Raw genomic sequence first — 24,927 nt, 5'->3', positions numbered from 1 at the left:
GTCGCGCAGTTCCCCGCGCCCCTGGGGTGGGTAGGGGTGCGGGGTCGTGGGCCGGTGCGTCAGCCCGTCGCAGGGCGGGCATACGACCCTGGCCCGGTACAGGGTGCGGGTTCTCCGAGACCGAAGCTACGCGACGGGCATACGACGCACCGGCCCACGCCCCCTCCCGCCGGAGGGAAGTCGCGGGTCGTTGGGGGTGCGGGCTTGTCCAGGGGCCGGGAAGCCGCAGGCTTTTGCTTTTAGGGGCGCGGGGAACTGCGCGACCAGCCACAGACGGCCCGCAGTCGCCCATGAACCGAACCCACCCACCCGGTAGGCGCCCCCGTCAGAGTTGGGTCGGCTGGCGTTCTGTCAGGCCGTAGGTCTGGGCTATGGCGTTCCACAGCGGAGCGGCCTTCGCCTTCTGGGTGGTTGCGGTGCCGCTTTCGCGGTTGCCCGCCCGGGTCTGGGGGGTGGTGCGGGCCTGGCCCTTGGGGCAGCCCTTCTTGGCTGCGACCTGGTCGGCCCAGGTCGCGTAGTGGGTGTCCGCCGAGGCGGAGGCCTTCCAGGCGCTGTTGAGCGCGGCGGTCAGCTGGGCATGGTTCGGCAGCTTGTCGACGGGGAGGCTCGCGAGGCGGGTGACCAGTCCGTTGCGCTGCTCGGCGGCGTTACGCAGGTCGGTGGCGGCCTGGCCGAGGTTGGTGCACGCCCGTACGTTGGATACGGCCCTGATCACCGCGTCACGGCTGTCGTTGCTGTCCGCCAGAAGCTTGTCGAGGGCCACGGCCTGGGCCTTGGCCGGGTCGGCGGAGGCGGAGGCGGACGGGGACTCCTCGGCGGTGGGGGCGGTGTCTGCCACGGTCTTGTTCTCGTCGCCGCTGTCGTCGCCTCCGCTGCCGCTGAGCAGGGCGCCCGCGCCGATGCCGAGCACGGCGATGCCGACGCCTACGGCGGCGATGAGGGGTATGCGACCGCGGCTGCTCTTGCCGCCGCCGTTGCCGTGGCCGCTGTCTGCCGCCGCCCCGCGCTCGCGCCTGGCGGCGCGTCCGCCGGGCGCCGACTGCAGGTCGAACTGCGGCAGCTGCTGCGTGGCGTCCGGGCCGTCCGACGTCTCCCGGAAGAGGTTGTCGAACTCGGCCGGCGGCTGCCGGTCGTCCGGCGCGCCAGGGCGTATCCCGTACGCCGCGCCTGTGGGCTGCGGCTGCGCGGGAATCGGCGCGATGTACTGCGTGGCCTCGGCATTGGGGTCGGCGGCGGGGGGCAAGGGCCCGGCGCCCGCCCCTGCGGCCGTGGCTCCCGCGGCGGGCATCGGCCCCGGCCCGCCCTGCCGGACCCGGCCGAGGAACCGCGTCGCCTCGGCGTCGGAGGGCGCCGGGGCCTCCGGCGGCAGAGCACCCGGACTCACGGGAGGGATGTACTGGGTGGCGCCCTCGTCGCCGGGCGCCCCGGACGCTCCGGTCGGGACGGGCGGCAGGTACTGGGTGGCGCCTTCGTCTCCACCGGCTGCGGGAGGCAGGGGCGCGGAGTGCCTGCCCGGCCCGGAGGGCTGCGACTGCGCTGGAAGGGGCGCCGCGTGACCGGCTGAGGGCTGGGAGGGGCCGTCGTACGCGGCTGGTGTCCGGGAGGCTGCGGGGTCGCCGACCCTCTGTGGGGCGGCGTAACCGCCTTGGGCCTGTGGGGCAGCAGGACCGGTGGGCCCCTGCGGGGCACCATGCCTGCCGGACCCCTGCGGCGCCGAGTGACCGGCGAACGTCGGCGAACCAGCGGCGCCTCCCTGCGCCTGCGGCCCACCAGGATTGCCCGGCGCCTGCGAGGCGTCCGGCTCGGCAGACGCCTGCGGGGCACCGTGTCTGCCGGACCCCTGCGGGGTCGGTTGGCCCGCGAAGTCCGGTGAAGCGGCGTAGCCGCCTGGTGTCTGCGGAGCCGTGTGCTCGGCCGGGGGCAGTGGCGCCGACTGGCCATGGGGAGTCCACGCATCCGGCGTCTGCGAGCCGGAGGCACCGGTGGGCGCCTGCGGAGCGCCGTATCCGCCCTGCGCCTGCGGCCCTGCGGAGCCACCTGGCGCCTGCGGCGTGCCGAATCCGGCCGTCCCCTGTGGCGGTCCGAATCCGTTCGTCCCCTGCGGCGCACCGTATCCCTCCGCCCCCTGTGGCGGCGTGGTCGGGCCCTCCGGGGGGAGCCCTCCCGTTTCAGGTGACTGGTGCGGTTGTGGAGCCGGTGCGTTGGCCGGAGGGGGCTGGTGGCCCTCTCCGCTCGGTGCCGACGCCCCGCCCCACTGGGGCGGGGCGTCGGCGCTCTGTGTGCCGTACTGGCCGTACTGCGGCGCCGTGGCGGAGCCCTGCGCTCCGTACTCCGAGCCCTGGTCGCCGCTCCAGCCGGACGCGGGGTCGGACGGGGTGCCCCAGGACGGAGCAGAGGCGCTCCCGTCCTGTGCCGGGTCCTGCCAACCCTGGTCCTGGCCCGGCGGAGCCTGCGGTGGCCGGCCGGGGCCCCAGGGCTGGTCCCAGGACTGGCCGCCCGCCGGCGTCGTGTGGTCCGGTGGGGTGCCCGGCAGCAGAGGGGCGCTGCGTCGGACGGCAGCACGATGCCTTCGCGCGCGGGGCGCGGCGAGGGCTCCTCGCCCTGTCCGTTCTGCGTCACCGGGACTCCTACGAATGGGGGACTTATGGAATCATCGGTTCACGCTACCGGGTCCCCACAATCCGATGCCACGCAGCTCAGGACGTGACTCTCGCCCCACCGCGCACGTGTAACAGAATCGCCGCGCAGGACGCTGTTAATGACCCCTCGAGCCCTCTCACGCCGCCGCCTGCAGATCCAGCCGCGCCCCGAACTCCCGTACCACCGGCTCGTCCTGGTACGGCTCCAGCCGCTGCTGGAAGTCCTCCAGGTACTCGGCGCCACGGTTGGAACGGAGCGTGCCGAGGAGTTCGACCGCCTTCGTCCCCGTATGGCAGGCCTGTTCCACCTCACGCTGCTGCACCTGCGCGGTGGCCAGCAGGACGAACCCGATCGCGCGGCGCCGGGCGCGCGACTCCGGGTGCCCGGCGAGGGACTCCTCCGCGCACCGCGCGGCCGCCTGGGCCTGCCCGAGGTCCCGATGACAATGCGCCAACTCATCGGCCAGATACGCCTCATCGAAGTGCGCGATCCATCGCGGATCGTCCCCGGAGGCGTCGTCGGCCGCCTCCATCGCGTTGACCGCCCGCCCCGACGCCACCTGGGCCGCCCGCGCGTCACCCATGAGTGCGTGCCCGCGCGCCTCCGCGGCGTGGAACATCGCCTCCGCGCGCGGGGTCACCCGCCCGCGCGCCCCCTCCTGTGCCGCCCGCGCCAACTGCGCGATCTCCCGCGGGTTCCCGAGCTGCGCGGCCAGGTGGCTCATGGACGCGGCCAGTACGTACCCGCCGTACCCGCGATCCCCCGCCGCCTGCGCCAGCCGCAGCGCCTGGATGTAGTAGCGCTGCGCGAGCCCCGGCTGCCCGGTGTCGACGGCCATATAGCCCGCCAGCTCCGTCAACCGCGCGACCGCCGCGAACAGTTCACGCCCGACGGCTTCCCGGTACGAGCCCGCCAGCAGCCCGGAGACCACGCTGTTCAGGTAGTGCACGACCACCGGGCGTACGTGCCCGCTGCCGTACTGGTGGTCCAGATCCACCAGCGCCTGCGTCATCGCCTTCACCGCCGCCACGTCGGCCGTCCCGACCCGCGGCCCCGCCGAGCGCGCCACCTGGGAGTCCGGCGCGGAGATCAGCCAGTCGCGGCTCGGCTCGACGAGCGCGGAAGCGGCGACGGACGAGCCGGACAGGAAGTCCCGCCGCCCCACGTCACTGCGCCACAGCTCGCAGACCTGCTCTATGGCGCCGACGACGGTCGGCGAGAACTGCAGGCCCACCCCGGAGGCGAGGTTCTTGCCGTTCGCCATCCCGATCTCGTCGATCGTGACCGTCCGGCCCAGCTTGCGGCCCAGCGCCTCGGCGATGATGGCCGGCGCCCGCCCGCGTGGCTGCTGACCGCGCAACCAGCGCGCCACGGACGTTTTGTCGTAGCGCAGATCGAGACCGTGTTCCGCGCCGCACATGTTGACCCGGCGGGCCAGCCCGGCGTTCGAGCAGCCCGCTTCCTGGATGAGCGCTTGCAGCCGTTCGTTCGGCTGCCTGGCGACGAGAGGCCTTGCGGCCATGGCGTACCCCCTGTGGCTGCGGTGCCTGCCCACGCACCGAGTTGACGTGTCCTCAGCGGCCGGAACCTCCTCCGGCTTCCGTGAAAGGAACGAAAAGATCCGGCCTCGAAGATCAATGCCCCGCGGACAAACCGAAGATGCGAGACATGCGAGGATTGCCGGGGTACGGACCGTTGCCGTACCCCACACGTGGCTACCCAGCCCCCGCTGCCGTTGCCCGTGCGCGCCCCCACCCATGCATCCATGCGCCCCACATGCGAAAACGGTGCTCCCCCACCGCGCACGCAGGGGCCGTAACGCCCGGTGGGTGCGGGAGTTGAGCTGTGCATGGAAGAGACCATCACCAGCACCGAAGCCGCGCGGATCCCCAAGCAGCGTGGGGAAGCACTGGAAACACTGCAGGACATCGCCGTGCGCTATGCCGAGGAGCGCCACTGGGACGTGTTTCCCGGCACTTGGCTGGAAGCCGTCGACGGGGTGCAGCGCTGCTCGTGCGGCGAGCCCGCCTGCATCGCACCCGGCGCGCATCCGGCGCGGGAGGACTGGCCGACACAGGCCACGGGCAGTGCGACCGCCGCGCGCCGACTCTGGGCGAAGCAGCCGACGGCATCGATCCTGCTGCCTACGGGCCGTACGTTCGACGCGGTTTCCGTCCCGGAGACGGCGGGGTTCCTCGCGCTCGCCCGCATGCGGCGCATGGAGCTGACGCTCGGGCCCGTGACCTGCACACCGGACCGGCGGGTGCAGTTCTTCGTACTGCCGGGTGCCGCTGCGAAGGTGCCCGATCTCGTACGGAAGCTGGGGTGGCCGCTTGCCTCCCTCGATCTGGATGTGCTCGGTGAGGGTACGTATGTGGCTGCGCCGCCTACGCGGTCCGGGGCGCACGGGAGGGTTCAGTGGGCCTGTCGGCCCACGCCCACCAACCGGTGGTTGCCTGATGTGGAGGAGTTGATCTCGCCTATCGCTTACGCATGTGGTCGGGACGTACGGCGGTCGCTTCGCGGGTAGGGCCGTACGAAGGCTGCGGTCCGTCGTGGCTGGTCGCGCCCACGCGGCGGAGCCGCAAATCGACAACAGCCCCGCGCCCCTAATAGGGGCGCTGCCCCGTCGGGTACACATCTACCTGCGGGTTATACGTGGCTGAGCGCGCAGTTCCCCGCGCCCCTTACGGGGCGCTCTTACAGGACCCCTCCCCGTATCGTGCACTCATGACGGAGGGAGCCGACGTGGGCGAAGTCGCCGTGCGCGTGCAGGGGTTGTGGAAGCGGTTCGGGGAGCAGGTCGCCGTTGCGGGGGTTGATCTGGAGTTGCCCGCGGGGCGGTTCATCGGGCTGGTCGGGCCGAACGGGGCCGGGAAGACCACCACCCTGTCGATGGTGACCGGGCTGCTGCGGCCCGACCAGGGGTCCGTCGAGGTCGTCGGGCATGACGTGTGGCGTGATCCGACTCAGGTCAAGGCCCGTATCGGTGTCCTGCCCGAGGGGCTGCGGCTGTTCGAGCGGCTTTCGGGGCGGGAACTCCTCGCGTACACCGGGCGGTTGCGGGGGCTGCCCGGTGCCGAGGTCGACAAGCGGGCCACCCAGCTCCTGGACGTACTCGACCTGGCCGGCGCCCAGCACAAGCTCGTCGTCGACTACTCGACCGGGATGCGGAAGAAGATCGGGCTCGCCTCCGCACTCCTCCACAACCCCGAAGTCCTCTTCTTGGACGAGCCGTTCGAGGGCGTCGACCCCGTCTCCGCGCAGACGATCCGTGGCGTCCTGGAGCGCTACACCGCCTCCGGCGCCACCGTCGTCTTCTCCTCCCACGTCATGGAGCTGGTCGAGTCGCTGTGCGACTGGGTCGCCGTGATGGCCGCGGGCCGTATCCGCGCCCACGGCACGCTCGCCGAGGTGCGCGGCTCGGAGCGCTCCCTCCAGGAAGCGTTCCTCGAACTCGTCGGGGCGAACAGCCGCGACACCGCCTCCGACCTCGACTGGCTGGGCGGCGGCGCCCGATGAGCACGACCGCCTCCGTCGGCTCGGTCACCCCCGTCGTCGTACGCCTGAAGCTGTCCCTCCTGCGCAACGGTCTGCGGCAGTCGGCCGGACGACGGGCCGCGTACGTCGCGTCGATCGTCGTCGTGCTGCTCTTCGCCGCGCTCCAGCTCATCGGCCTGATCGCGCTGCGCGGCAACACGCACGCGGCGAGCGTCACCGTGCTGCTCACCGCCGTCCTGGCGCTCGGCTGGGCCGTGATGCCCCTCTTCTTCGCCGGCGGCGACGAGACGCTCGACCCGACCCGCCTTGTGATGCTGCCGCTGCGCCCGCGCCCGCTCGTGCGGGCCCTGCTGGTGGCCTCGCTGGTCGGTATCGGGCCGCTGTTCACGTTGTGCATGTTCGCCGGTTCCGTGATCGCGATGGCGCACAGCACGGCCGCGTACGTCACCGGGGTCGTCGCGATCGTCCTCGCGCTGCTCGTCTGCGTGGCCCTCGCGCGTGCCGTCGCGACGGCCAACATCCAGCTGCTGACCAGCCGTAAAGGCCGCGATCTCGCCGTGCTGAGCGGATTGGTGATCGCCGTGGGCGCCCAGCTCGTCAACTTCGGGGCGCAGAAGCTCGGTTCGTCCGGCCTGTCGACGCTGGACCCTGCGGCCGAGGTGCTGCGCTGGGTGCCGCCCGCCTCGGCGATCGGCGCGGTGGACTCGGTGAACGAGGGTTCGTACGCCACTGGAGTCGCCCAACTCGTCCTGAGTGCCGGGGCGTTGGTGGCCCTGCTGGCGCTCTGGCAGCGGAGTCTGACCCGGCTGATGACCTCGCCGGACGGCTCCACGCTCCAGGCCGCCGAGCCCACGCGGGACAAGGCGGGCCGCTCGTCCGGCCTGTCCCGGCTGCTGCCCGCGGGCCGCACGGGCACGGTCATGGAACGCAGCCTGCGGTATGTGTGGCGCGACCCGAAGACGAAGGCCGCGTGGGTGACCTCGCTCGCGATCGGGCTGATCGTGCCGGTGTTCAACGCGCTGCAGGGCACCGGTTCGATCTACTTCGCCTGCTTCGCCGCCGGGATGCTCGGGATCCAGATGTACAACCAGTTCGGGCAGGACACGTCCGCGTTCTGGATGGTCGCGCTGACCATTTCCTCCACGCGGGACGCGTATGTCGAGCTGCGGGCGCGGGCGTTGGCGCTCCTGCTGATCACGCTCCCGTACGCGACGCTCGTGACGGTCCTGACCACGGCGATGCTCGGCGACTGGCCCGCCCTGCCCGAAGTCCTGGGCCTGTCCTTCGCGTTGCTCGGCGCGATGCTGGCCACCGGCGCCTGGTCCTCCGCGCGCTTCCCGTACTCGATCCCGCAGGAGGGCTACAAGAACGTGGCCCCCGGGCAGGCGGGCCTCGCCTGGATCTCCATCTTCGGCGGCATGGTCGCGGCAGCCCTGCTGTGCGCACCGGTCATCGCGCTCACGATCTGGCTGCATGTGTCGGCGGGCGGCGAGGACTGGACATGGCTGCTGCTGCCGCTCGGGACCGCGTACGGCGCGGGGATCACCCTGCTGGGACTACGGCTCGCCGCACCGCGGACGGCACGGCGGCTGCCGGAGATTCTGGCGGCGGTCAGCAAAGGGTGAGGCGGAGCGCGTCTTACGGGTGAGGGGGCTCGGCGCTCGCTTTTTCACCGCGCCCCCGGCGGAGCGAGCCCGTCCAGGAACGGTTCGATCGCCGCCCGCCACGCGTCCGGCTGGTCGTAGTGCACGAGGTGGCCGGCGTCGGCGACCTCCGCGTACTGGCCCTGGGGCAGTACGCGGACCATCTCCTGGGACTCGGCACGGCCGAGCTCGCCGTCGAGGCCGCGTACGACGAGGGCGGGGCAGCGGACCTGGGCCAGCTCCTCCCAGTGGGCGTCGTACACCCAGGTCTCGCGGGCCTTGAGCATCTGCCCGGGCTCGAAGACAGGGCGCCAGCCGTCGTCGGACTCGGCCATGACCTCGGCGTAGAACTCGCCGCGGGAGGGGTTCGGGCGCTCCACCCAGGGGTCGTCCTCGCCGAACCACTTGCGGACGTCGGCAAGCGTGGCGAAGGGGGCGGGCCAGGACTTGAACCACTCCTCCCACTCGCGCTGTGAGGCCGCGCCGAGTGCGGAGGCCCGCATGTCGCAGATGATCAGGCCGCTCACGAGGTCGGGGCGCTTCGCGGCGAGCTGCCAGGCGGTCAGCGCGCCCATGGAGTGACCGATCAGGACGGCGGGGGCGAGACCGAGCTGTTCGAGCGCGGCCTCGGCGTCGTCGACGTATGCCTCACGTGTGTACGGGCCCTCGGAGGGCTTGTCGCTCTGGCCGTGGCCGCGCTGGTCGAGTGCGACGGCGCGATGCCGCTCGGAGAGCCAGCGGGCGGTGGACGCCCAGTGTGAGGCACGGCCCATCAGGCCGTGCAGTAACAGCACGCCCGGCGTCCGCTCGACCTCCCCGGTCTTGGGAGGATCGGCGAACTCCCAGGCGGCGAGGCTTACGCCGCCCGCTCCGGTCACGTCGATGCGCCGCACCATACGTTGGCACCCCCCTTGATCCACTCGGCCCGCTCGTCCCGCACGAGTCGGCCGTCGCGCTCGTACTGGCTCGTCGTACCGCTGCTCCTGCTGGTTGTTGCCGCTGCTTGTGCTCGCTGGTTGTGCCCGTTGAATGTTCCTGCGTCCCGTGCGGGGGTTCCGTTACTCCCACGTTATCGAATGTCCGTTCGAAAACGAGGTCCTTGCACGGTAACACCCCTCCTTCGAGTGACACCCTTCAGGGATTGATCGCCGCCGCCGAGGGGAGATCTTCAGCGGGAGGCGGGCCGCTCGGGGAAATCGGTCCGAAGGGGATGACCCTGGGAGCTCGGGGCTCCGGGTCAGCACAGGGGAGGACAGGCCCCGGCGCCGCAGGGCGCCGGGGCCCTCGAACGTTCCGCGATGCATATGCCTCCCCCCTCCCAAGAAAAGACTTACACGCAACCCGTGAATTCGCTGCGCTTCGGATTGGTCAACTGCCCGCAAAGAAAGGCGAGTTGGCAGTCGGGTCATCGATGGCTTCGATGAACGTGGTGCGTCCGTTCACCACAGTGGCTGGGGTGACCGGCCATTGCCCCGCACCTCCCTGATGGGCGCCCGGGGCAACCGCCGCATGCCGGAGTCACCCCTTCAGCGATCCCTGCATGGAGGTTGGAACCCTAACCCGCCCGATCACTCGGCGTCAGCGCTTCGCTACGAAAACATGTGAAGCGGTGTCCGCCTCCAGCTCGGCCGCCTCGCCGCCGCTGCCCACCAGGACGCCGCCCGCCGACTCCGTCACGCTGACCACCGAGCCGGGCTGCACGCCGGCCCGCCGCAGCGTGTACATCAGCTGGGCGTCCGTCTGGATGGGCTCGCCGATGCGGCGTACGACGACTGTCTTGCCGTCGGTCCCGGGGTCCAGGTCGGCGAGCGAGACCATGCCCTCGTCCAGGAACGGGTCCGCGCCGTCCTTCTCGCCCAGCTCCTCCAGGCCCGGGATCGGATTCCCGTACGGCGACTCGGTCGGGTGGCGCAGCAGCTCCAGGACGCGGCGCTCGACCGCCTCACTCATCACATGCTCCCAGCGGCAGGCCTCGGCGTGCACCTGCTCCCACTCCAGACCGATCACGTCGACGAGCAGGCACTCCGCGAGGCGGTGCTTGCGCATCACGCGCGTGGCCAGCCGACGGCCCTCGTCCGTGAACTCCAGGTGCCGGTCACTGGCGACCGCCACCAGGCCGTCGCGCTCCATCCGCGCCACCGTCTGGCTGACGGTCGGCCCGCTCTGGTCGAGCCGCTCGGCGATACGGGCGCGCATGGGGACCACACCTTCCTCTTCCAGCTCGAGGATGGTGCGGAGATACATCTCCGTGGTGTCGATCAGTCCGGACATACGTGCCCCTCGATGAGATCTGCCGGAGGCTGAGTGGCTCACCGGCGTGTGCGCTGGCCCTGACGTCAATTCTGACGCATCCCGGTGACAACCGTGCCGCGCGGCAGGAACCCATGACGGAACTGCTCCCACGGCAGTACTGGGACCGCCGCCGAACCCGCCCCGTGGCCGTATTGACAGCGCACTGGTCCAGACCGCAACGTGATCTGCGGATCTGCGGATCTGCGGATCCGCGGCACGACGGGAGTACGGCTGTGGTGGGGCGCCCGGTTCAGCGGCTCACCTTCAGTGGCTCACCGAAGGGTTCACCGACGCGACACCGACGCGACTTCGAAAGGGCTTCGCCGATGAGCGGGAGCGAGCTGGCCGGGCGGTTCTTCGACGCCGCGATCGGACTGCTGGAGCGGGTGCGTGACGAGGAGGCCGAGGCCATCACGGCCGCCGGCACACTGATCGCCGACACCGTCGCCGCCGAGGGGCGACTGTTCGCCTTCGGCGCCGGGCACTCCTCGCTCGCCGCGCAGGATGTCGTCTACCGGGCGGGCGGCCTCGCCCTGATGAACCTGCTCGCCGTACCGGGTGCCGTCGGCGTGGACGTCATGCCCGCCACACTCGGCTCCGCCCTGGAACGCGTCGACGGCCTCGCGACCGCCGTCCTCGATATGAGCCCCGCGCGCGCGGGCGACGTACTCGTGATCATCTCCCTCTCCGGCCGCAACGCCCTCCCCGTCGAGATGGCCCTGCACGCCCGCGAACTCGGCCTCAAGGTCATCGGGGTCACGTCCGTCGCCTACGGCTCCGAGACGAAGTCCCGGCACTCCTCGGGTACATACCTGAAGGACCACTGCGACGTCGTACTCGACTCGAAGATCGCGGTCGGCGACGCGGAACTCACCCTCGACACCGTCCCCGCCCCTTTCGCCCCCGCCTCCACGGTCGTCACATCGGCCCTGCTCCAGGCGGTGATGGCCACGGCGGCCGGCACCCTCGCGGACCGTGGCATCGAGCCCCCGCTGCTGCGTTCGGGGAATGTGGACGGTGGCCACGAGTGGAACGGCCGCGTCTTCGAGGAGTACGCGGACCGGATCTTCTATCGGCAGTGAGGCACCGGCGGTGAGCCGGATCATCTCTCGGCGGTGAGGCGGGCGGTGGTGCGCCGCGGCTCCTGGGCGGCGGCGCGGCTCAGTCCCGCTCCCGCCGCTCCTCCGCCAGGTCCAGCAGCGCGGCGATCCGTACCCCGACATCCTCCGCGTACATCGCGTCGGTCCGCTCGAACTGCGTACGGCTGGCGCCCCGCAGGAACGTCACGACGCCCAAGGTCCGGCCGCGGCTGCGCAGCACCGCGCACAGGGCGTGCACCGCGTCGGCCGGCCACTGCCGGGCGATGGCCCACTCGCGGACCTGGTCGGGATCGGACGCGCCCGCGCTCGCCCGTACGGGACCGATCCGCTCCACGCACTGGAGGGCGGGATGCCCCTCGGCGTACCGCACGGGCAGTCCGGCGCGTCCGTCGGCGGGCAGGCTGGGGCCCGGAGCGCCCGAGGGCGTGGCGGCGACCCGTACGAGCCGCACCGTCCCCTCTCCGTCGGGCACGGCGGCGCCGGAGACCCGGTCGATCAGCGCGTGGTCGGCGAACCCGGCCAGCGAGAAGTCCAGATGGACGACAGCGGCCTCGGCCGGGTCCTCGCACTCGGCCGCCGCGCGCGCGGCGCGGTGCAGCTGGTTGGCCCGGAACCGCAGCTGCGAGGCCTCCTGCTCGCTCTGCTTGCTCTCGGTCACGTCCTGGAAGAGCCAGCCGACACCCAGCGGAACGGGCTCTTCCGCGAGCGGCGAGGACAGCCGCAGGAAGCCGCTCCGCCAGCACCGCCGCTTCTCGCCCTCCGGCGTACGCACGCTCACCCACATCTCGGCGGGCGCGGGCGGCGCCCCCTCGGCGAGCACATGCGTGAGCGCGCTCTCCAACTCCTCGACACCCTGCGCGAGCAACTCGCCCAGCGGGCGTCCCAGTACGGTCGTACGCCCTACGCCCAGCGCGCGAGCCGCGTGCGCGTTGACGACGGCGGGCCGCAGATCGGCGTCCACGAGCACGACACCCCACGACGCGTCCTCGAGCAACGCCTCGCTCAGCGCGATCGACCGTTCCAGATCGATCTGCGCGTGCACCTCACTGAAGGCGCAGTAGACGCCCGCGGGCTTCCCGTCCGGTCCGCGCACGGCCGCGGACTGGGTTCGTACGAGGACCCGTCCGCCGTCCTTGGTGAGCAGCGCGAACTCGTTCACCTGCCGGCCCGGGGCGTGCATCACCGACATCAGCCGGCTCTCGACCTCCTCGGCGTCCGCGGTCCGTACGGCCCACCCGGCGAACCCGTGCCGCCCGACCGCCTCGTCCGCGCTCCACCCGAGAATCCGCTCCGCCTCACGGTTCCAGTGGGTCACGACTCCGTCGGCGTCAAAAGCGCACAGCGCGGCGTCCATCCCGTCCAGCAAAGCGGCAAGCAGATCGGACCCGTCCCGCTCGGGCTCCTGCGGCCCCAGCTCGTCCGTGGTCCCACTACGCCGGGAAGCACTCACCTGGCACCCCCTGCAGGCCGTGTCGGCGTGTCGTGCGCGGTAGGCCCGCGCGTCAGTTCCCTCACTGCGAATCACTCACTAGGAATCATTCAACTCGAACGTGACGCAGCACACACCGGGTTCCCACAAGATTGAAGAAAATCGTTGCACGCCAGAAACGGAAGCGCTCCGCTGGGAGGGCAGTTCGAAGCTGCGGGTTCGTTGTGGCTGGTCGCTCCCCCACTCTCGGCTTCTCCCCCACTCTCGGCTTCGCTCGAGCGGGGGACCCCCATGAGCGGGGGACCCCCATCGCGGCGGAGCCGCATATGTCACAGCCCCGCCCCCTAAGGGGCCTGCGGCCTCCTTTTGTCGAAGAGGATCCGGTCGCTGATGCGTGGGCGGTGGCAGCCCAGCGGATGGTCCGGGTGGCACTCCGGCCGCTCGGGCAGCAGGGCCACGATTTGGCCCCAGAGTGGTTCGGTCAGCCGTGATGGCAGTACAGGCACAGGTCTCCCCGGTGATCACAGAGCGTCGCAACTCCATGATCGTCAGGACCTGTGCCTGCCTTGCGACCGAGGTGCCATCACCGCGCCTGTCTGCGCGACCTCCAAGTCCGTCGGCGTGACCGCGGAGGGCCGGCAGGAGCATCGGTCGGGCGGCAGTAAGCCGTACGGCGCCCCTGCTCGCGACGGTGAGCGCACCTCGGAAGGAAAATAGGGAGGAAATGCAATTACCTGGATGTACTGGACTTAAATGAAAGACCGAGCCGATGTCGAAATACCTCTTCAAGGTCAAGTTGACCGTGGATGGACTGCAAGGACTGCTCAAGGAGGGCGGTACAGCGCGTCGCGAGGTCGTCGACCGCATGGTCCAGAGCCTCGGGGGTCGGGTCGAGTCGATGTACTGGGCCTTCGGCGACGAAGACGCCTACATCACCGTGGACCTGCCCAGCAACACCTCTGCCGTGGCCATGGGTCTGGTTACGTCGGCGGCCGGTGGCGTACGCACGAGCACGGTCGTCCTGCTGTCGCCCGACGAGATCGACGAGGCGGTCCGACAGAAAGTGGAGTACCGCGCGCCTGGAGCATGACGCACGACTCCTCCAGGGGGTACGCGGACCTCATCGCAATAATCATCCAGGTCGCTGAATGAAGGCGGTGGCATGCGGTGCCGCACGTCACTGTGAGCGCGTTGAGCCATCCCGGGCTGATCCGCGACCGGAACGAGGACAGCCTTGTCATCGGCCCGTGGACGTTGCCCTGCACCGTGACCGAAAATCCGCAGACGCTGGTGTTCCCGCTCGGTACACCCCTGATCGTCGCGGTCGCCGACGGCATGGGCGGGCATCCCGGGGGCGAGGTGGCCAGTGCCCTCGTCACCCACCGACTCGCGGTGACAGGACCCGTCCTGAACAGCGAGGACGCCGTCCGTGATGCGCTGCACACCTGCAATCGCGAGATATACGAAGCGGCAGGCGTCCACGGCGACGATCTCGCCACCATGGGCACAACAGTCGCCGGTGTGGTCGTGATGCCCGAATCGCTGCTGGCGTTCAACGTGGGCGACAGCCGGGTCTTCGCCGCCCCGCAGGACGGACTGCGCCAGGTGAGCGTGGACGACAACCCGCCGCTCGAACCGGGGCAGCGCACCACCTCCCTGCTGACACAGTCGCTCGGCGGCGCCCTGCGGTACCGCGAAGTCACCCCTCACCTGACGGCCTCGCCCCTGGCGCCCGGAGACCCGTATCTCATCTGCACCGACGGCCTGACCGACCCACTGCCGGACGACGTCCTCGACCGCCTGCTGCGGGAGTACGACGACGCCCGGGCCGTCTTCGAGCTGTGGAAGGCCGCCATCGAGGCAGGCGGCCCCGACAACATCACACTCGCGCTCGTACGCGTCTCGGACGATTAGCCGGTTCGTGCCCAACAGGGGAACCGGGCCAGGCCACCGCGCTGTCTTCAAGGACACCATCCGATTTGGCGGTACGGGGGACTCCTGATGAGGCGTGTACGAGCATCGGTCTGGGCCGCGGCCCTGGCGCTGACTGCGGGAAGCCTTCTTGTGGGCTGTTCGCAGGAGTACGACGACAAGCGGGGCATGGGTGACGCCCCGGTGCAGGGCCGTGAGGGTGACGACAGCCCGGCCGAGGTGTACAACATGCCGGACGGCTTCGGGAATCTCGCCACCAAGTGCGTGGGGCACGGCTTCCGCGCGTACGTCACGACGAACGCCGGCGCTCCGTCGAACGTCCAGATCGTCGAGGACAAGTCATGCGCAAGCTGAGCATGCGGGCAGGGCCGCGGTCGGGGAAGCGCCGCCCGCGGCCTTGTCAGCGCCGTCGGCGCCCGGCGCAAGCGGGCGTCGCCACCTGCGGTGCGCTGCTGCTTGCCGTCCTGCTCACCGGCTGCTCCCAGGAGCACGACGACGAGCGGGGCAAGGGCGACGCCCCGGTGAAGGGAAACGCGGGCGAGGACACCGCGGCGGAGGTCTACAACTTCCCGGACGGCTTCGGAAACCTCGCCACGAAGTGTGTCGGGGACGGCAAGCGGGGCTACGCCACCACAAAGTTCGAGCAGGCGGAGGACAAGGAAGACGTCGTGATCATTCCGGCGAACGCGGTGATCGTCGACGACCCGGAATGCTCGGCACCGTGACGGAAACCGCTATCCCGCGACAGCAAGCCGGATCGGCGTATATCCCGCGCACTCCGAGGGGCGCCCGGTCGCTGATGCGTGGGCGGTGGCAGCCCAGCGGATGGTCCGGGTGGTAGCCCGGCCGCTCGGGCAGCAGGACCACGAATTGGCCCCAGAGTGGTTCGGTCAGCCGTGATGGCAGTACAGGCACAGGTCTCCCCGGTGATCACAGAGCGTCGCAACTCCATGATCGCCAGGACCTGTGCCTGCCTTGCGACCGAGGTGCCATCACCGCGCCTGTCTGCGCGACCTCTTAGGGGCGCGGTACCGGGACTGGCGCCAGGTCCGCGACGACCGCTGCGTGGTCGGACGGCCATACGCCGTCGACGGGGCCGTCGCCCGCGCGGTGGACCGAGCGGACGTGGCCGAGGGCGTCCGGGCCCGGTGGACCGACGTGGATGTAGTCGAGGCGGACGTCGGGATTGCCGGGCTTGATGTAGGGATTGGCCGCGGCCCAAGTGGCCGCCGGGATCCCCGGAGCCGCGTACTCCCAGGCGTCGAGGAACACCTGACCGGGGAAGGCCGGTGCCGTTTTGTAGCCGCCGAACAGCCGGATTTCGTCCGAGTCGGGCCAGGCGTTGAAATCGCCGGTGACGACCGGTGGAAACGCCGTCCCGCCACGATGATCCGCGACGAACCCGGCGAGAACGCGGACCTGTTCGCATCGCACGGCCGAAGCGTGCGTGAGGGAGGTCAGGTGTGTGGTGAAGAAGGGCACCGGGTGCGTCGGCGCGTCCAGCCGCGTATACAACGCCAGCCGCCCGTCGTCCTCCCCGTCAGGCGCCGGCAACCGCACCACCGCCCGGTCCACCACGGGCCACCGGCTGAGCACGGCATTGCCCAAGTCGACCGTCGAGTCCCCGAGCCGCCGCTGCCACCACTCGGGCGCCTCCGAAGCGGCCCACGTCCAGTACAGCCCCAACTCGTCCGCCAGCCACTCCGCCAGGTTCTCTCCGCCACAGGCCCACACCTCCTGCAGCCCGACCACATCCGGCCGCAAGTCCCGCAGCACGGCCAGAATCGCCTTCCGCCGCTGCTCCCACGGCCCGAACCGCCACCACAGGTTCCACGTCACCACGCGCATGCGCTGCCCGCCCTCCCAGAGTCCGCAGATTCGTGGCGTACCCAAAAACCGGTTGAACGAAGTCCGAGCGGTTCCTAGGGTGTGGCTAATCCAGAAGGGAGGTGGTTCGGCAGATGTATGAAAACCGGACAGGAGAGGTGGCTGCGGGCTAGCGGCCCGTCACCACACCCAGTGCGGTGCCGGACCAGCGCGGGATAGCTACGCGCAGCCGGCCCAATCTCAAGCAGTCACCCGACCCGCGAGCTCGCCGGTAAGTCCGGCCGGCTCCCTCCTCGGAGGGGACCAGAGCTCGCGGGTCGTCTGCGTTCCAGCGCCCCAGGTACGCGAGGACTCAGTGCACTCAGTGCGCGATGTCCCCGTAGCCCTCGATTTCGCGCGGGTCGCGCGTGCCCGGGCCCACATAGCGCGCGGACGGCCGTACGAGGCGGCCGGTGCGCTTCTGTTCCAGGATGTGGGCGGACCAGCCTGCCGTGCGGGCGCAGGTGAACATGGATGTGAACATGTGGGCCGGGACTTCGGCGAAGTCGAGGACGATGGCGGCCCAGAACTCGACGTTGGTCGCCAGGACGCGGTCGGGGCGGCGGGCGTGGAGTTCGGCGAGGGCTGCCTTTTCCAGGGCTTCGGCGATTTCGAAGCGGGGGGCGCCGAGTTCGCGGGCGGTGCGGCGGAGGACTCGGGCGCGGGGGTCTTCGGCGCGGTAGACGCGGTGGCCGAAGCCCATGAGGCGTTCGCCCTTGTCGAGGGCTTGGCGTACGTAGGCGTCGGCGTTCCCGGTGCGTTCGATCTCCTCGATCATGCCGAGTACGCGGGAGGGGGCGCCGCCGTGGAGGGGGCCGGACATCGCGCCGACCGCACCAGAAAGTGCTGCCGCCACGTCTGCGCCGGTCGACGCGATCACGCGCGCCGTGAAGGTGGACGCGTTCATGCCGTGTTCGGCGGCCGACGTCCAGTACGCGTCGACCGCGGCGACGTGCTTGGGGTCGGGTTCGCCGCGCCAGCGGATCATGAAGCGTTCTACGACGGACTGGGCCTTGTCGATCTCGCGCTGCGGGACCATGGGCATGCCGGGGCCGCGGGCGGACTGGGCGACGTAGGAGAGGGCCATGACGGCGGCGCGGGCGAGGTCTTCGCGGGCTTGCTGCTCGTCGATGTCCAGCAGGGGTTTCAGGCCCCAGACGGGCGCCAGCATGGCGAGGGCCGACTGGACGTCCACGCGGATGTCGCCGGAGTGGACGGGGATCGGGAAGGGCTCGGCGGGCGGCAGGCCGGGGTTGAAGGCGCCGTCGACGAGCAGGCCCCAGACGTTTCCGAACGAGACGTGGCCGACCAGATCCTCGATGTCGACGCCCCGGTATCGCAGGGCGCCGCCCTCCTTGTCCGGTTCGGCGATCTCCGTCTCGAAAGCGATGACTCCCTCGAGTCCGGGTACGAAGTCGGACATCAGGCGGCTCCTCATGATGTGTGCGACGGGTGGCGTTGTGGGGGTTGCGTTTGGAGTTGCTGGGTGTGCGTACGTCGGTGATGGTCGGGTTGCCGACGTGCGGTTCCACGGTCACTGCTGGACTCGCGGTCCGCACGTGCGTGCGTACCCCGGTGATGCCCGCTGCGGCGGGCGGTCACCCGTTTCGGCCACAGGACGATATCCCTTGGTGCCATCTTTGGGGAGAGTTCGCGGCACTCAGTGCCACGTGTGACGAAGCACACGCCCACCGGGTAACCCTCGGTATGCGGCGATCGGGATACGGCAAGATGACCGCGTGACCGACCATGACCATGACCCTGTCCTCGATCCGGCCCTGATGCGCAAGCAGTACCGGGCCGAGGGACTCGACGAGACCGAGCTGGCCGACGGCCCGGTGGAGCAGTTCGCGCGCTGGTTCCGGCAGGCGGCGCAGGCCGCGTTGCAGGGCGCGGTGTACGAGCCGAACGCCATGGTCGTGTCCACGGCGGACGCGGAGGGCCGGCCGAGTTCGCGGACGGTGCTGCTGAAGCAGTACGACGAGCGGGGCTTCGTCTTCTACACGAACTACGAGTCCCGTAAGGCGCGCGACCTGGCGGAGAACGCGTACGTCTCGCTGCTGTTCCCGTGGCATGCGCTGGCCCGCCAGGTCGTCGTCAGTGGTGTCGCGCGGCGTACGGGGCGTGACGAGACGGCGGCGTATTTCCGGACCCGTCCGCATGGCTCCCAGCTCGGCGCCTGGGCCAGCGCGCAGTCCGCTGTGGTCGCCTCGCGGGCCGAACTGGACGCGGCGTACGCCGCGTTGGCCGCCCGTTACCCGGAGGGTGAGCAGGTTCCGGTGCCGCCGAACTGGGGTGGTTTCCGTGTCGAGCCGCAGGCGGTCGAGTTCTGGCAGGGGCGGGAGAACCGGCTGCACGACCGGCTGCGGTACGTCGCGACCCCCGAGGGCGGGTGGCGGGTGGAGCGGCTCAGTCCCTGAGCAGGCGACTCGGTCCGTGACCGGTCGATACCGTCCCGTCCGCGGTCGGTCAGTCCAGTACGTCGTCCAGGAGCTTCGCCCACTGCGCGACGATCCGCTCCCGCCTCGCCCCGTCATCCGTGAGCAGGTTCGCGAGGCCGAGACCGCGGCCCATGTCGAGGAAGCCCTGGACGGTTTCGCGGACGCCGGGGCGGGATTCGTCGGCGCCGAGGAGGTCCACGGCGATGTGGTGGGTTTCGCGGCCGACGCGGGCCTCCAGCTCCGTGACGCGGGGGCGGAGCTGGTCCTCGTTGGAGGCGGCGACCCAGAGGTGGAGGGCGGCCCGGAAGAGTGGGCCGGTGTAGAGGTCGACGAGGGCGCGGACGACGGCGCGGCGGTCCGTGGGGCCGTCGGGGAAGAGGGCGCGCAGGGCGGTGGAGCGCTGTTCGGCGACGTACTCGACCGCTGCCGTGAAGAGGTCCTCGCGGGTCGGGAAGTGGTGCTGGGCGGCACCGCGTGAGACACCGGCGCATTCGGCGACGACGGAGACCGTGGAGCCCGCCCAGCCGTGCTCGGCGAGGCAGGCGACGGCGGCCTCCAGGAGGCGCTTGCGGGTGGCGCGGCTGCGGTCCTGCTTGGGGGCGCGGTCCTGTTTGGGGGCGCGGTCCTGTTTGGGGGCGCGGTCCTGTTTGGGGGCGTGGTCCACGACGTCGGTGTTCACAGCACCCATGGGGGATCCCGTCGTTCGAGGAAGGCCGTCATTCCCTCGCGGGCGTCGGCGGAGGCGAACAGCCGGGCCGAGAGCCCGGCCAGTTCGCCGGCGTCCTGGTGGAAGGATTTCAGCACCTTAGCCGTGAGCAGCCGTTTCGTCTCCCGCAGGCCTTGGGGGGAGGCACGGCGCAGGCCGTCGAGGATGGGTTCGAGTACCTCGTCGACGTCGCTGCCGGCCGCCGTCAGCAGGCCGATGCGGGCCGCTTCGGCCGATCCGAAGTCCTCGCCGGTGAGGTAGTAGCGGGCCAGGGCGCGCGGGTCGGTGCGGGGCAGGAGCGGCAGCGAGATGACGGCGGGCGCGACACCGATGCGTACCTCCGTGAAGGCGAAGGTGACCTCGGCGGAGGCGACCGCGATGTCGCAGGCGCCGAGCAGGCCGAGGCCGCCCGCCCGTACGTGTCCGGTGAGGCGGGCCACGACGGGTTTGCGCAGCTCGATGATCCGCTTCAGCAGCCGGACGAGCGCCGTCGGCTGCGGCGTGTGGCGCAGGTCGGCGCCCGCGCAGAACGTGTTCCCGGTGTGGGTGAGGACGACGGCGCGTACGTCGCCGTCCTTGCCGCACTGCTTCAGCGCGTCCGCCAGTTCGGCCACGAGGGCGATCGACAGGGCGTTGCGGTTGGCCGGTGAGTCGAGGGTGAGGGTGGTGATGCCGCGCTCGTGCGACTGGCGCACCAGGGTCATGCGCGCTCCCTCAGGTCCCGCAGTTCGCGGCGCAGGATCTTCCCGGAGGCCGCCCTGGGCACCCCGCCGATGAAGTCGACGTGCCGGATCTTCTTGTACGGGGCGACGCGTTCGGCGACGTACTGCATGACCTCGGCTTCGGTGAGGTCGCCTGCCGTCGGCTGGCGCACTACGTAGGCGTGCGGGACTTCGTTGTTGTCGGAGTCGTAGACCCCGATGACGGCGGCGTCGGCGATGCCGGGGTGTGTCAGCAGGAGGGCCTCGAGTTCTGCGGGGGCCACCTGGAAGCCCTTGTACTTGATCAGCTCCTTGACGCGGTCGACGACGAACAGCCAGCCCTCGGCGTCGACGTAACCGACGTCTCCGGTGTGCAGCCAGCCGTCCTCGTCGATCATCGCGGCGGTGGTCTCGGGGCGTCCCAGGTAACCCTTCATGATCTGCGGTCCGCGGATGGCGATCTCGCCGCGCTCCCCCACGCCGACGTCCTTGGACGGGTCGTCCAGGGAGAGAATGCGCATCTCCGTGCCGGCGATGAGTTTTCCGACGCTTCCGGGGGGCGGGTTCGCAGAGTCCCGGGGGACGACGTGGGTGCCGGGCGAGAGTTCCGTCATGCCGTACGCCTGGCCGACGGGCGGCAGTCCCAGCCTGCGCGAACAGGCGGCTGCCAGCTCGGCGTCCAGGGGTGCCGCCGCGCTGATGATGTACTCCAGGGACGACAGGTCGTAGCCGTCGACGGCGGGGTGCTTGGCAAGGGCGAGCACGATCGGCGGGGCCACGTACAGCCCTGTGATGCGGTGTTTCTCGATGGCGGAGAGGAACGTGTCGAGGTCGAATCGGGGCAGCACGACGACCGTGGCCCCCTGCCTCAGGGGCGCGTTCATGAGAGCCGTCAGCCCGTAGATGTGGAAGAACGGCAGTACGGCGAGGATGCGGTCGCCCGGGCCCATCGGCATGGTGGGCGCGAGCTGCGCGAGGTTGGTGGCGATGGACCGGTGGGTGAGCATCACGCCCTTGGGGACGCCGGTCGTCCCGGAGGAGTACGGGAGGGCCGCGACGTCCTCTACGGGGTCGATGTCCACGTCGGGCTCGGGGGCCGTCGAGCCGAGCATGTCGAGCAGCGAGCGGTGCCCTTCGGCCTGGTCGCAGACGAAGATCTCCTGGACGCCGCCCGCGAGTTCGGCCGCCGTGCGCGCCGTCTGGAGGAGGGGTGACACGGTGACGATCCAGCGGGCGGCGCTGTCCCGCAGTTGCTTGCCGAACTCCTCGGCCGTGGCGAGCGGATGCACGGTGGTGACCGACGCCCCGGCGCGCGTGGCGGCGTAGAACGCGGCGGGGTAGGCGATGGTGTTCGGGCTGTGCAAGGCCAGTACGTCCCCCTTGCGGACGCCCGCCTCGGCGAGCGCGGCGGCGATCCGCCGGTGGAACGTGTCGAGTTGGGCGTACGTGAGGGTCGTACCCTCCACGCCGTCGATGAGGGCCCGTGTGTCGCCCCGTTCGGCGGCGCGGCCCAGGACCGCCTCGTGGATGGGTTCTTCTACGGCTGGGACGTCTGCGTACTCGCTGCGGAACATGGTTCCTCCTGGGGCGGCGTTGTACGGCGCTGTACTGCCTGGCAGGACTGTTGCACGGCCTAATAGGACTTGGGCAAGCCCAGGGTCTGGTGGGAGACGTAGTTGAGAATCATCTCCCGGCTGACGGGGGCGATGCGGGCCACGCGGGACGCCGTGATGAGCGAGGCGAGGCCGAACTCGCTGGTCAGGCCGTTGCCGCCGAGGGTGTGCACGGCCTGGTCGACGGCTTTCACGCACGCCTCGCCCGCCGCGTACTTCGCCATGTTGGCGGCCTCTCCGGCGGCGGTGTCGTCGCCCGCGTCGTACAGGGCGGCAGCCTTCTGCATCATCAGGCGGGCGAGTTCGAGGTCGATGTGGGCCTGGGCGAGGGGGTGCGCGATGGCCTGGTGGGCGCCGATGGGTTCCTTCCAGACGGTGCGCTCGCGGGCGTATTCGACCGCCCTGGAGAGCGCGTAACGGCCCATGCCGATCGCGAACGCGGCGGTCATGACGCGCTCCGGGTTGAGGCCCGCGAAGAGCTGGAGCAGTCCGGCGTCCTCGTCGCCGACGAGGGCGCCCGCGGGCAGGCGTACGTCGTCGAGGGTGAGCTCGAACTGGTACTCCGTGGTGTGGAGTTCCATGTCGATGCGCCGGTGTTCGAAGCCGGGCGCGTCCCGCGGGACGATGAACAGGCAGGGCTTGAGCCTGCCTGTTCGCGCGTCCTCCGTGCGGCCGACGATGAGGGTGGCGTCGGCCTTGTCCACGCCGGAGATGAAGACCTTGCGGCCGGTGAGGAGCCAGTCGGTGCCGTCGCGGCGGGCTGTGGTGGTGAGGCGGTGGCTGTTGGAACCGGCGTCTGGTTCGGTGATGCCGAAGGCCATGAGGCGAGAGCCGTCTGCCAGGCCTGGGAGCCATTCCTGTTTCTGGGTGTCGGTGCCGAAGCGGGCGATCACCGTGCCGCAGATCGCCGGCGACACGATCATCATGAGGAGGGGGCAGCCTGCGGCTCCCAACTCCTCCAGGACTATGGAGAGTTCGGATATGCCGCCGCCTCCGCCGCCGTGTTCCTCGGGGAGGTTGACTCCCAGGTAGCCGAGTTTGGCTGTTTCCGACCAGAGTTCGTCGGGGGCGTGGTTGCGGCCGTGGCGTTTGCCGAGGGCTGCGACCGCTGCTCGCAGGGCTGTGTGTTCTTCGGTTTCCACTACGGGGGGCATGGGGCTCCTCAGGGAGAAGGGGGCTCGTTGTCCTGGACCACCGCCAGCAAGGTGCCGACCTCCACCTGTCGGCCTGGAGTTGCGTGCAGGGCGCTGAGCGTCCCTGAGACGGGGGCGGAGATCTTGTGTTCCATCTTCATCGCCTCCAGCCAGATGAGGGGCTCTCCTGCCCGCACAGGGGATCCCTCGGTGAGGCCCTCGGCGACCCGTACGACCGTGCCCGGCATCGGTGCGAGCAGGGAGCCCGGCTCTTGCTGGGCCGTGGGGTCGGGGAAGCGGGGCAGGGCCGTGAGCGCGGTGCTGTTCACGTACACCTCGTCGCCGTACCTCGTCACCTCGAAGTGCCGCCGTACGCCGTCTGCTTCGAGTACCACCAGGTCGGTGGCCGTGCGCAGGACGCGTACCCCGTCAGCGGTCAGGCCGTCCCGCGTGTGCCGGTAGCGGACCTCGTGCTCGGTGCCGGTCGCCTCGTCGCGGTAGCGCTTGAGCTGGGGCTGCGAGGGGAGGTTGCGCCAGCCGCCGAAGCGGGAGCGGCCGTGGGCGTCGGCGAGGGCGGCTGCCAGGGGTGCGTACGGGGCGCCCGACCCAAAGCTGGTCAGCTCGGGCAGGTGCCGGTCGTAGAAGCCCGTGTCCATGTGGGCCGTCGCGAACTCCGGGTGTCTGAGCGAGCGTACGAGGAGGTCCCTGTTGGTGACCGGACCGTGGATCGTCGCCCTCTCCAGGGCGCCTGCCAGCTTGCGCAGGGCCTCCGCGCGCGTGGGGGCATAGGCGACGGCCTTGGCGAGCATCGGGTCGTAGTGGACGCCGATCTCGTCGCCGTCCTCGTAGCCGGTGTCCAGGCGGACGTCGGGGACGGTGAGGCGGTGCAGGGTGCCGGTCTGCGGGGTCCAGCCGTTCGCGGGGTCCTCCGCGTACAGGCGGGCCTCGATCGCGTGGCCACGCGCGCGTGGAGGGGCGGTTTCGAGGGCGGCGCCCTCGGCGACCCGGATCTGGAGGGCCACGAGGTCGAGGCCGAACACCGCCTCCGTGACGGGGTGTTCGACCTGGAGGCGCGTGTTCATCTCCAGGAAGTGGGCCTTCGCCCCGGCCCCGGGGTCGGCCGCAGGATCGTCGGCGACGAGGAACTCGACCGTGCCCGCGCCCACGTAGTCGACCGCGCGGGCGGCGCGTACGGCCATCGCGCACAAGGAGTCGGTCAGTTCGGATGTCAAACCCGGGGCCGGGGCCTCCTCGATCACCTTCTGGTGGCGGCGCTGGAGGGAGCAGTCGCGGGTGCCGAGCGGCCACACCGTGCCGTGCGCGTCGGCCAGGATCTGGACCTCGACATGCCGGCCGCCCTCCACGTAGGGCTCGATGAACACCTCGTCGTCTCCGAAGGCACTCAGGGCCTCGGCCCGCGCCGCAGCCAGCTCGCCTTCCAGGTCGGCGAGTCGGCGTACGACACGCATGCCGCGACCGCCGCCGCCCGCGGCGGCCTTCACCAGCACGGGCAGATCGTCCTCCTTGACGTCCTTGGCATCGGTCAGCGAGGCGAGCCCCATCAGCTCCTTGGCACGCGTCTTGGAGGCCATCGCCTCGATCGCCTCGGGCGACGGCCCGATCCAGACGAGGCCCGCGTCGAGGACGGCTCGGGCGAAGTCGGCGTTCTCGGAGAGGAAGCCGTATCCGGGGTGCACGGCATCCGCTCCCGCGCTCAGCGCCGCCTTCACGATCAGCTCGCCGCGCAGATACGTGTCCGAAGGCGCCGCACCGGGGAGGCGTACCGCCGCGTCGGCCACGCGCGCGTGGAGGGCGCTTTCGTCGGCGTCCGAGTACACGGCGACCGTTCGGATACCCAACTCACGACACGTGCGGAAGACACGGCAGGCGATCTCGCCCCGGTTGGCGACCAGCACACTGGAAATCACGG

At 70.8% G+C, this 24,927-nt stretch carries 21 protein-coding genes and 2 pseudogenes; 9 read left to right on the top strand and 14 right to left on the bottom strand.

All coding sequences use genetic code 11. From position 1 onward, the window contains the following. Positions 1–325 precede the first annotated feature (325 nt). Together OP79_RS56430 and OP79_RS21475 are read right to left on the bottom strand one after the other, a co-directional pair. Positions 326–1,384, bottom strand: coding sequence for a hypothetical protein (locus OP79_RS56430; protein ID WP_157857337.1), 1,059 nt, complete (start codon positions 1,382–1,384; stop codon positions 326–328). 1,392 nt (positions 1,385–2,776) lie between these two features. Then, complete coding sequence (locus tag OP79_RS21475; RefSeq protein WP_033321926.1) at positions 2,777–4,162, bottom strand: NsdA family TPR-like regulatory protein; 1,386 nt, start codon at positions 4,160–4,162, stop codon at positions 2,777–2,779. 327 nt (positions 4,163–4,489) lie between these two features. On the opposite strand from OP79_RS21475, the gene OP79_RS21470 reads away from it, so the two are divergent. The 3 genes from OP79_RS21470 to OP79_RS21460 all read left to right on the top strand — a co-directional run bounded on the left by OP79_RS21470 (position 4,490) and on the right by OP79_RS21460 (position 7,766). After that, on the top strand, positions 4,490–5,170 hold the full coding sequence (locus OP79_RS21470) for a bifunctional DNA primase/polymerase (RefSeq protein ID WP_033321925.1): 681 nt from the start codon (positions 4,490–4,492) through the stop codon (positions 5,168–5,170). A gap of 200 nt (positions 5,171–5,370) precedes the next feature. Then, positions 5,371–6,162, top strand: coding sequence for an ABC transporter ATP-binding protein (locus OP79_RS21465; protein WP_033321924.1), 792 nt, complete (start codon positions 5,371–5,373; stop codon positions 6,160–6,162). After that, positions 6,159–7,766 (top strand): hypothetical protein, encoded by a 1,608-nt coding sequence (locus tag OP79_RS21460; RefSeq protein ID WP_033321923.1) that lies wholly within the window; start codon positions 6,159–6,161, stop codon positions 7,764–7,766. Before OP79_RS21465 ends, OP79_RS21460 begins: the two co-directional genes overlap by 4 nt. Positions 7,767–7,810: 44 nt before the next feature. Here the strand turns inward: OP79_RS21460 and OP79_RS21455 are convergent, their stop codons facing one another. Together OP79_RS21455 and OP79_RS21450 are read right to left on the bottom strand one after the other, a co-directional pair. Further along, positions 7,811–8,680, bottom strand: a complete 870-nt coding sequence (locus OP79_RS21455; protein ID WP_033321922.1) for an alpha/beta fold hydrolase — start codon at positions 8,678–8,680, stop codon at positions 7,811–7,813. A gap of 682 nt (positions 8,681–9,362) precedes the next feature. Continuing rightward, complete coding sequence (locus tag OP79_RS21450) at positions 9,363–10,055, bottom strand: iron-dependent transcriptional repressor DtxR (protein ID WP_033321921.1); 693 nt, start codon at positions 10,053–10,055, stop codon at positions 9,363–9,365. Positions 10,056–10,402: 347 nt separating this feature from the next. Between OP79_RS21450 and OP79_RS21445 the strand changes: the two genes are divergently transcribed. Beyond that, the gene (locus OP79_RS21445; RefSeq protein ID WP_033321920.1) at positions 10,403–11,158 is read left to right on the top strand and encodes an SIS domain-containing protein; all 756 of its coding nucleotides are present in this window, start codon (positions 10,403–10,405) and stop codon (positions 11,156–11,158) included. Positions 11,159–11,237: 79 nt separating this feature from the next. On the opposite strand, the gene OP79_RS21440 is transcribed toward OP79_RS21445, so the two are convergent. Next, positions 11,238–12,626, bottom strand: coding sequence for a PAS domain-containing protein (locus tag OP79_RS21440; protein ID WP_033321919.1), 1,389 nt, complete (start codon positions 12,624–12,626; stop codon positions 11,238–11,240). Positions 12,627–12,970: 344 nt separating this feature from the next. Continuing rightward, positions 12,971–13,111, bottom strand: a pseudogene (locus tag OP79_RS51905) (IS5/IS1182 family transposase); the annotation flags it as partial. 263 nt (positions 13,112–13,374) lie between these two features. Between OP79_RS51905 and OP79_RS21435 the strand changes: the two are divergent. From OP79_RS21435 to OP79_RS21420, 4 genes are all read left to right on the top strand, one after another. Beyond that, positions 13,375–13,695: a GYD domain-containing protein gene (locus OP79_RS21435; protein ID WP_033321918.1), complete on the top strand. Its 321-nt coding sequence runs from the start codon at positions 13,375–13,377 to the stop codon at positions 13,693–13,695. Positions 13,696–13,772: 77 nt separating this feature from the next. Beyond that, positions 13,773–14,519, top strand: coding sequence for a PP2C family protein-serine/threonine phosphatase (locus tag OP79_RS21430; protein ID WP_033321917.1), 747 nt, complete (start codon positions 13,773–13,775; stop codon positions 14,517–14,519). An 87-nt stretch (positions 14,520–14,606) separates the two neighbouring features. Beyond that, positions 14,607–14,891, top strand: a complete 285-nt coding sequence (locus OP79_RS21425; RefSeq protein WP_189322995.1) for a hypothetical protein — start codon at positions 14,607–14,609, stop codon at positions 14,889–14,891. Next, positions 14,879–15,262 (top strand): hypothetical protein, encoded by a 384-nt coding sequence (locus OP79_RS21420; RefSeq protein ID WP_211270839.1) that lies wholly within the window; start codon positions 14,879–14,881, stop codon positions 15,260–15,262. Before OP79_RS21425 ends, OP79_RS21420 begins: the two co-directional genes overlap by 13 nt. Before the next feature lie 64 nt (positions 15,263–15,326). Here OP79_RS21420 and OP79_RS54015 read toward each other — a convergent pair. The 3 genes and pseudogenes from OP79_RS54015 to OP79_RS21410 all read right to left on the bottom strand — a co-directional run. Further along, positions 15,327–15,452 (bottom strand): annotated as a pseudogene (locus tag OP79_RS54015) (IS5/IS1182 family transposase); the annotation flags it as partial. A gap of 102 nt (positions 15,453–15,554) precedes the next feature. After that, positions 15,555–16,385, bottom strand: coding sequence for an endonuclease/exonuclease/phosphatase family protein (locus OP79_RS21415; RefSeq protein ID WP_033321916.1), 831 nt, complete (start codon positions 16,383–16,385; stop codon positions 15,555–15,557). A gap of 340 nt (positions 16,386–16,725) precedes the next feature. Beyond that, on the bottom strand, positions 16,726–17,826 hold the full coding sequence (locus tag OP79_RS21410) for a citrate synthase 2 (protein WP_033321915.1): 1,101 nt from the start codon (positions 17,824–17,826) through the stop codon (positions 16,726–16,728). A 358-nt stretch (positions 17,827–18,184) separates the two neighbouring features. On the opposite strand from OP79_RS21410, the gene pdxH reads away from it, so the two are divergent. Continuing rightward, positions 18,185–18,823, top strand: a complete 639-nt coding sequence (gene pdxH, locus OP79_RS21405; protein WP_211270842.1) for a pyridoxamine 5'-phosphate oxidase — start codon at positions 18,185–18,187, stop codon at positions 18,821–18,823. Between the two features lie 49 nt (positions 18,824–18,872). Here the strand turns inward: pdxH and OP79_RS21400 are convergent, their stop codons facing one another. The 5 genes from OP79_RS21400 to OP79_RS21380 are packed head-to-tail and all read right to left on the bottom strand — an operon-like array spanning position 18,873 to position 24,925. Beyond that, positions 18,873–19,532 (bottom strand): TetR/AcrR family transcriptional regulator, encoded by a 660-nt coding sequence (locus OP79_RS21400; RefSeq protein WP_033321913.1) that lies wholly within the window; start codon positions 19,530–19,532, stop codon positions 18,873–18,875. Beyond that, on the bottom strand, positions 19,520–20,254 hold the full coding sequence (locus tag OP79_RS21395) for an enoyl-CoA hydratase family protein (RefSeq protein WP_033321912.1): 735 nt from the start codon (positions 20,252–20,254) through the stop codon (positions 19,520–19,522). The genes OP79_RS21400 and OP79_RS21395 overlap by 13 nt, the downstream gene beginning before the upstream one ends. Then, on the bottom strand, positions 20,251–21,825 hold the full coding sequence (locus OP79_RS21390; protein ID WP_033321911.1) for a 4-coumarate--CoA ligase family protein: 1,575 nt from the start codon (positions 21,823–21,825) through the stop codon (positions 20,251–20,253). The genes OP79_RS21395 and OP79_RS21390 overlap by 4 nt, the downstream gene beginning before the upstream one ends. Before the next feature lie 59 nt (positions 21,826–21,884). Then, positions 21,885–23,018: an acyl-CoA dehydrogenase family protein gene (locus OP79_RS21385; RefSeq protein WP_033321910.1), complete on the bottom strand. Its 1,134-nt coding sequence runs from the start codon at positions 23,016–23,018 to the stop codon at positions 21,885–21,887. Between the two features lie 8 nt (positions 23,019–23,026). Beyond that, complete coding sequence (locus OP79_RS21380; protein WP_033321909.1) at positions 23,027–24,925, bottom strand: acetyl/propionyl/methylcrotonyl-CoA carboxylase subunit alpha; 1,899 nt, start codon at positions 24,923–24,925, stop codon at positions 23,027–23,029. Positions 24,926–24,927 lie beyond the last annotated feature (2 nt).

This window comes from Streptomyces yerevanensis (assembly GCF_000716805.1).
GTDB lineage: Bacteria > Actinomycetota > Actinomycetes > Streptomycetales > Streptomycetaceae > Streptomyces > Streptomyces flaveus.
This window is presented reverse-complemented; position numbering and strand designations above follow the sequence as displayed.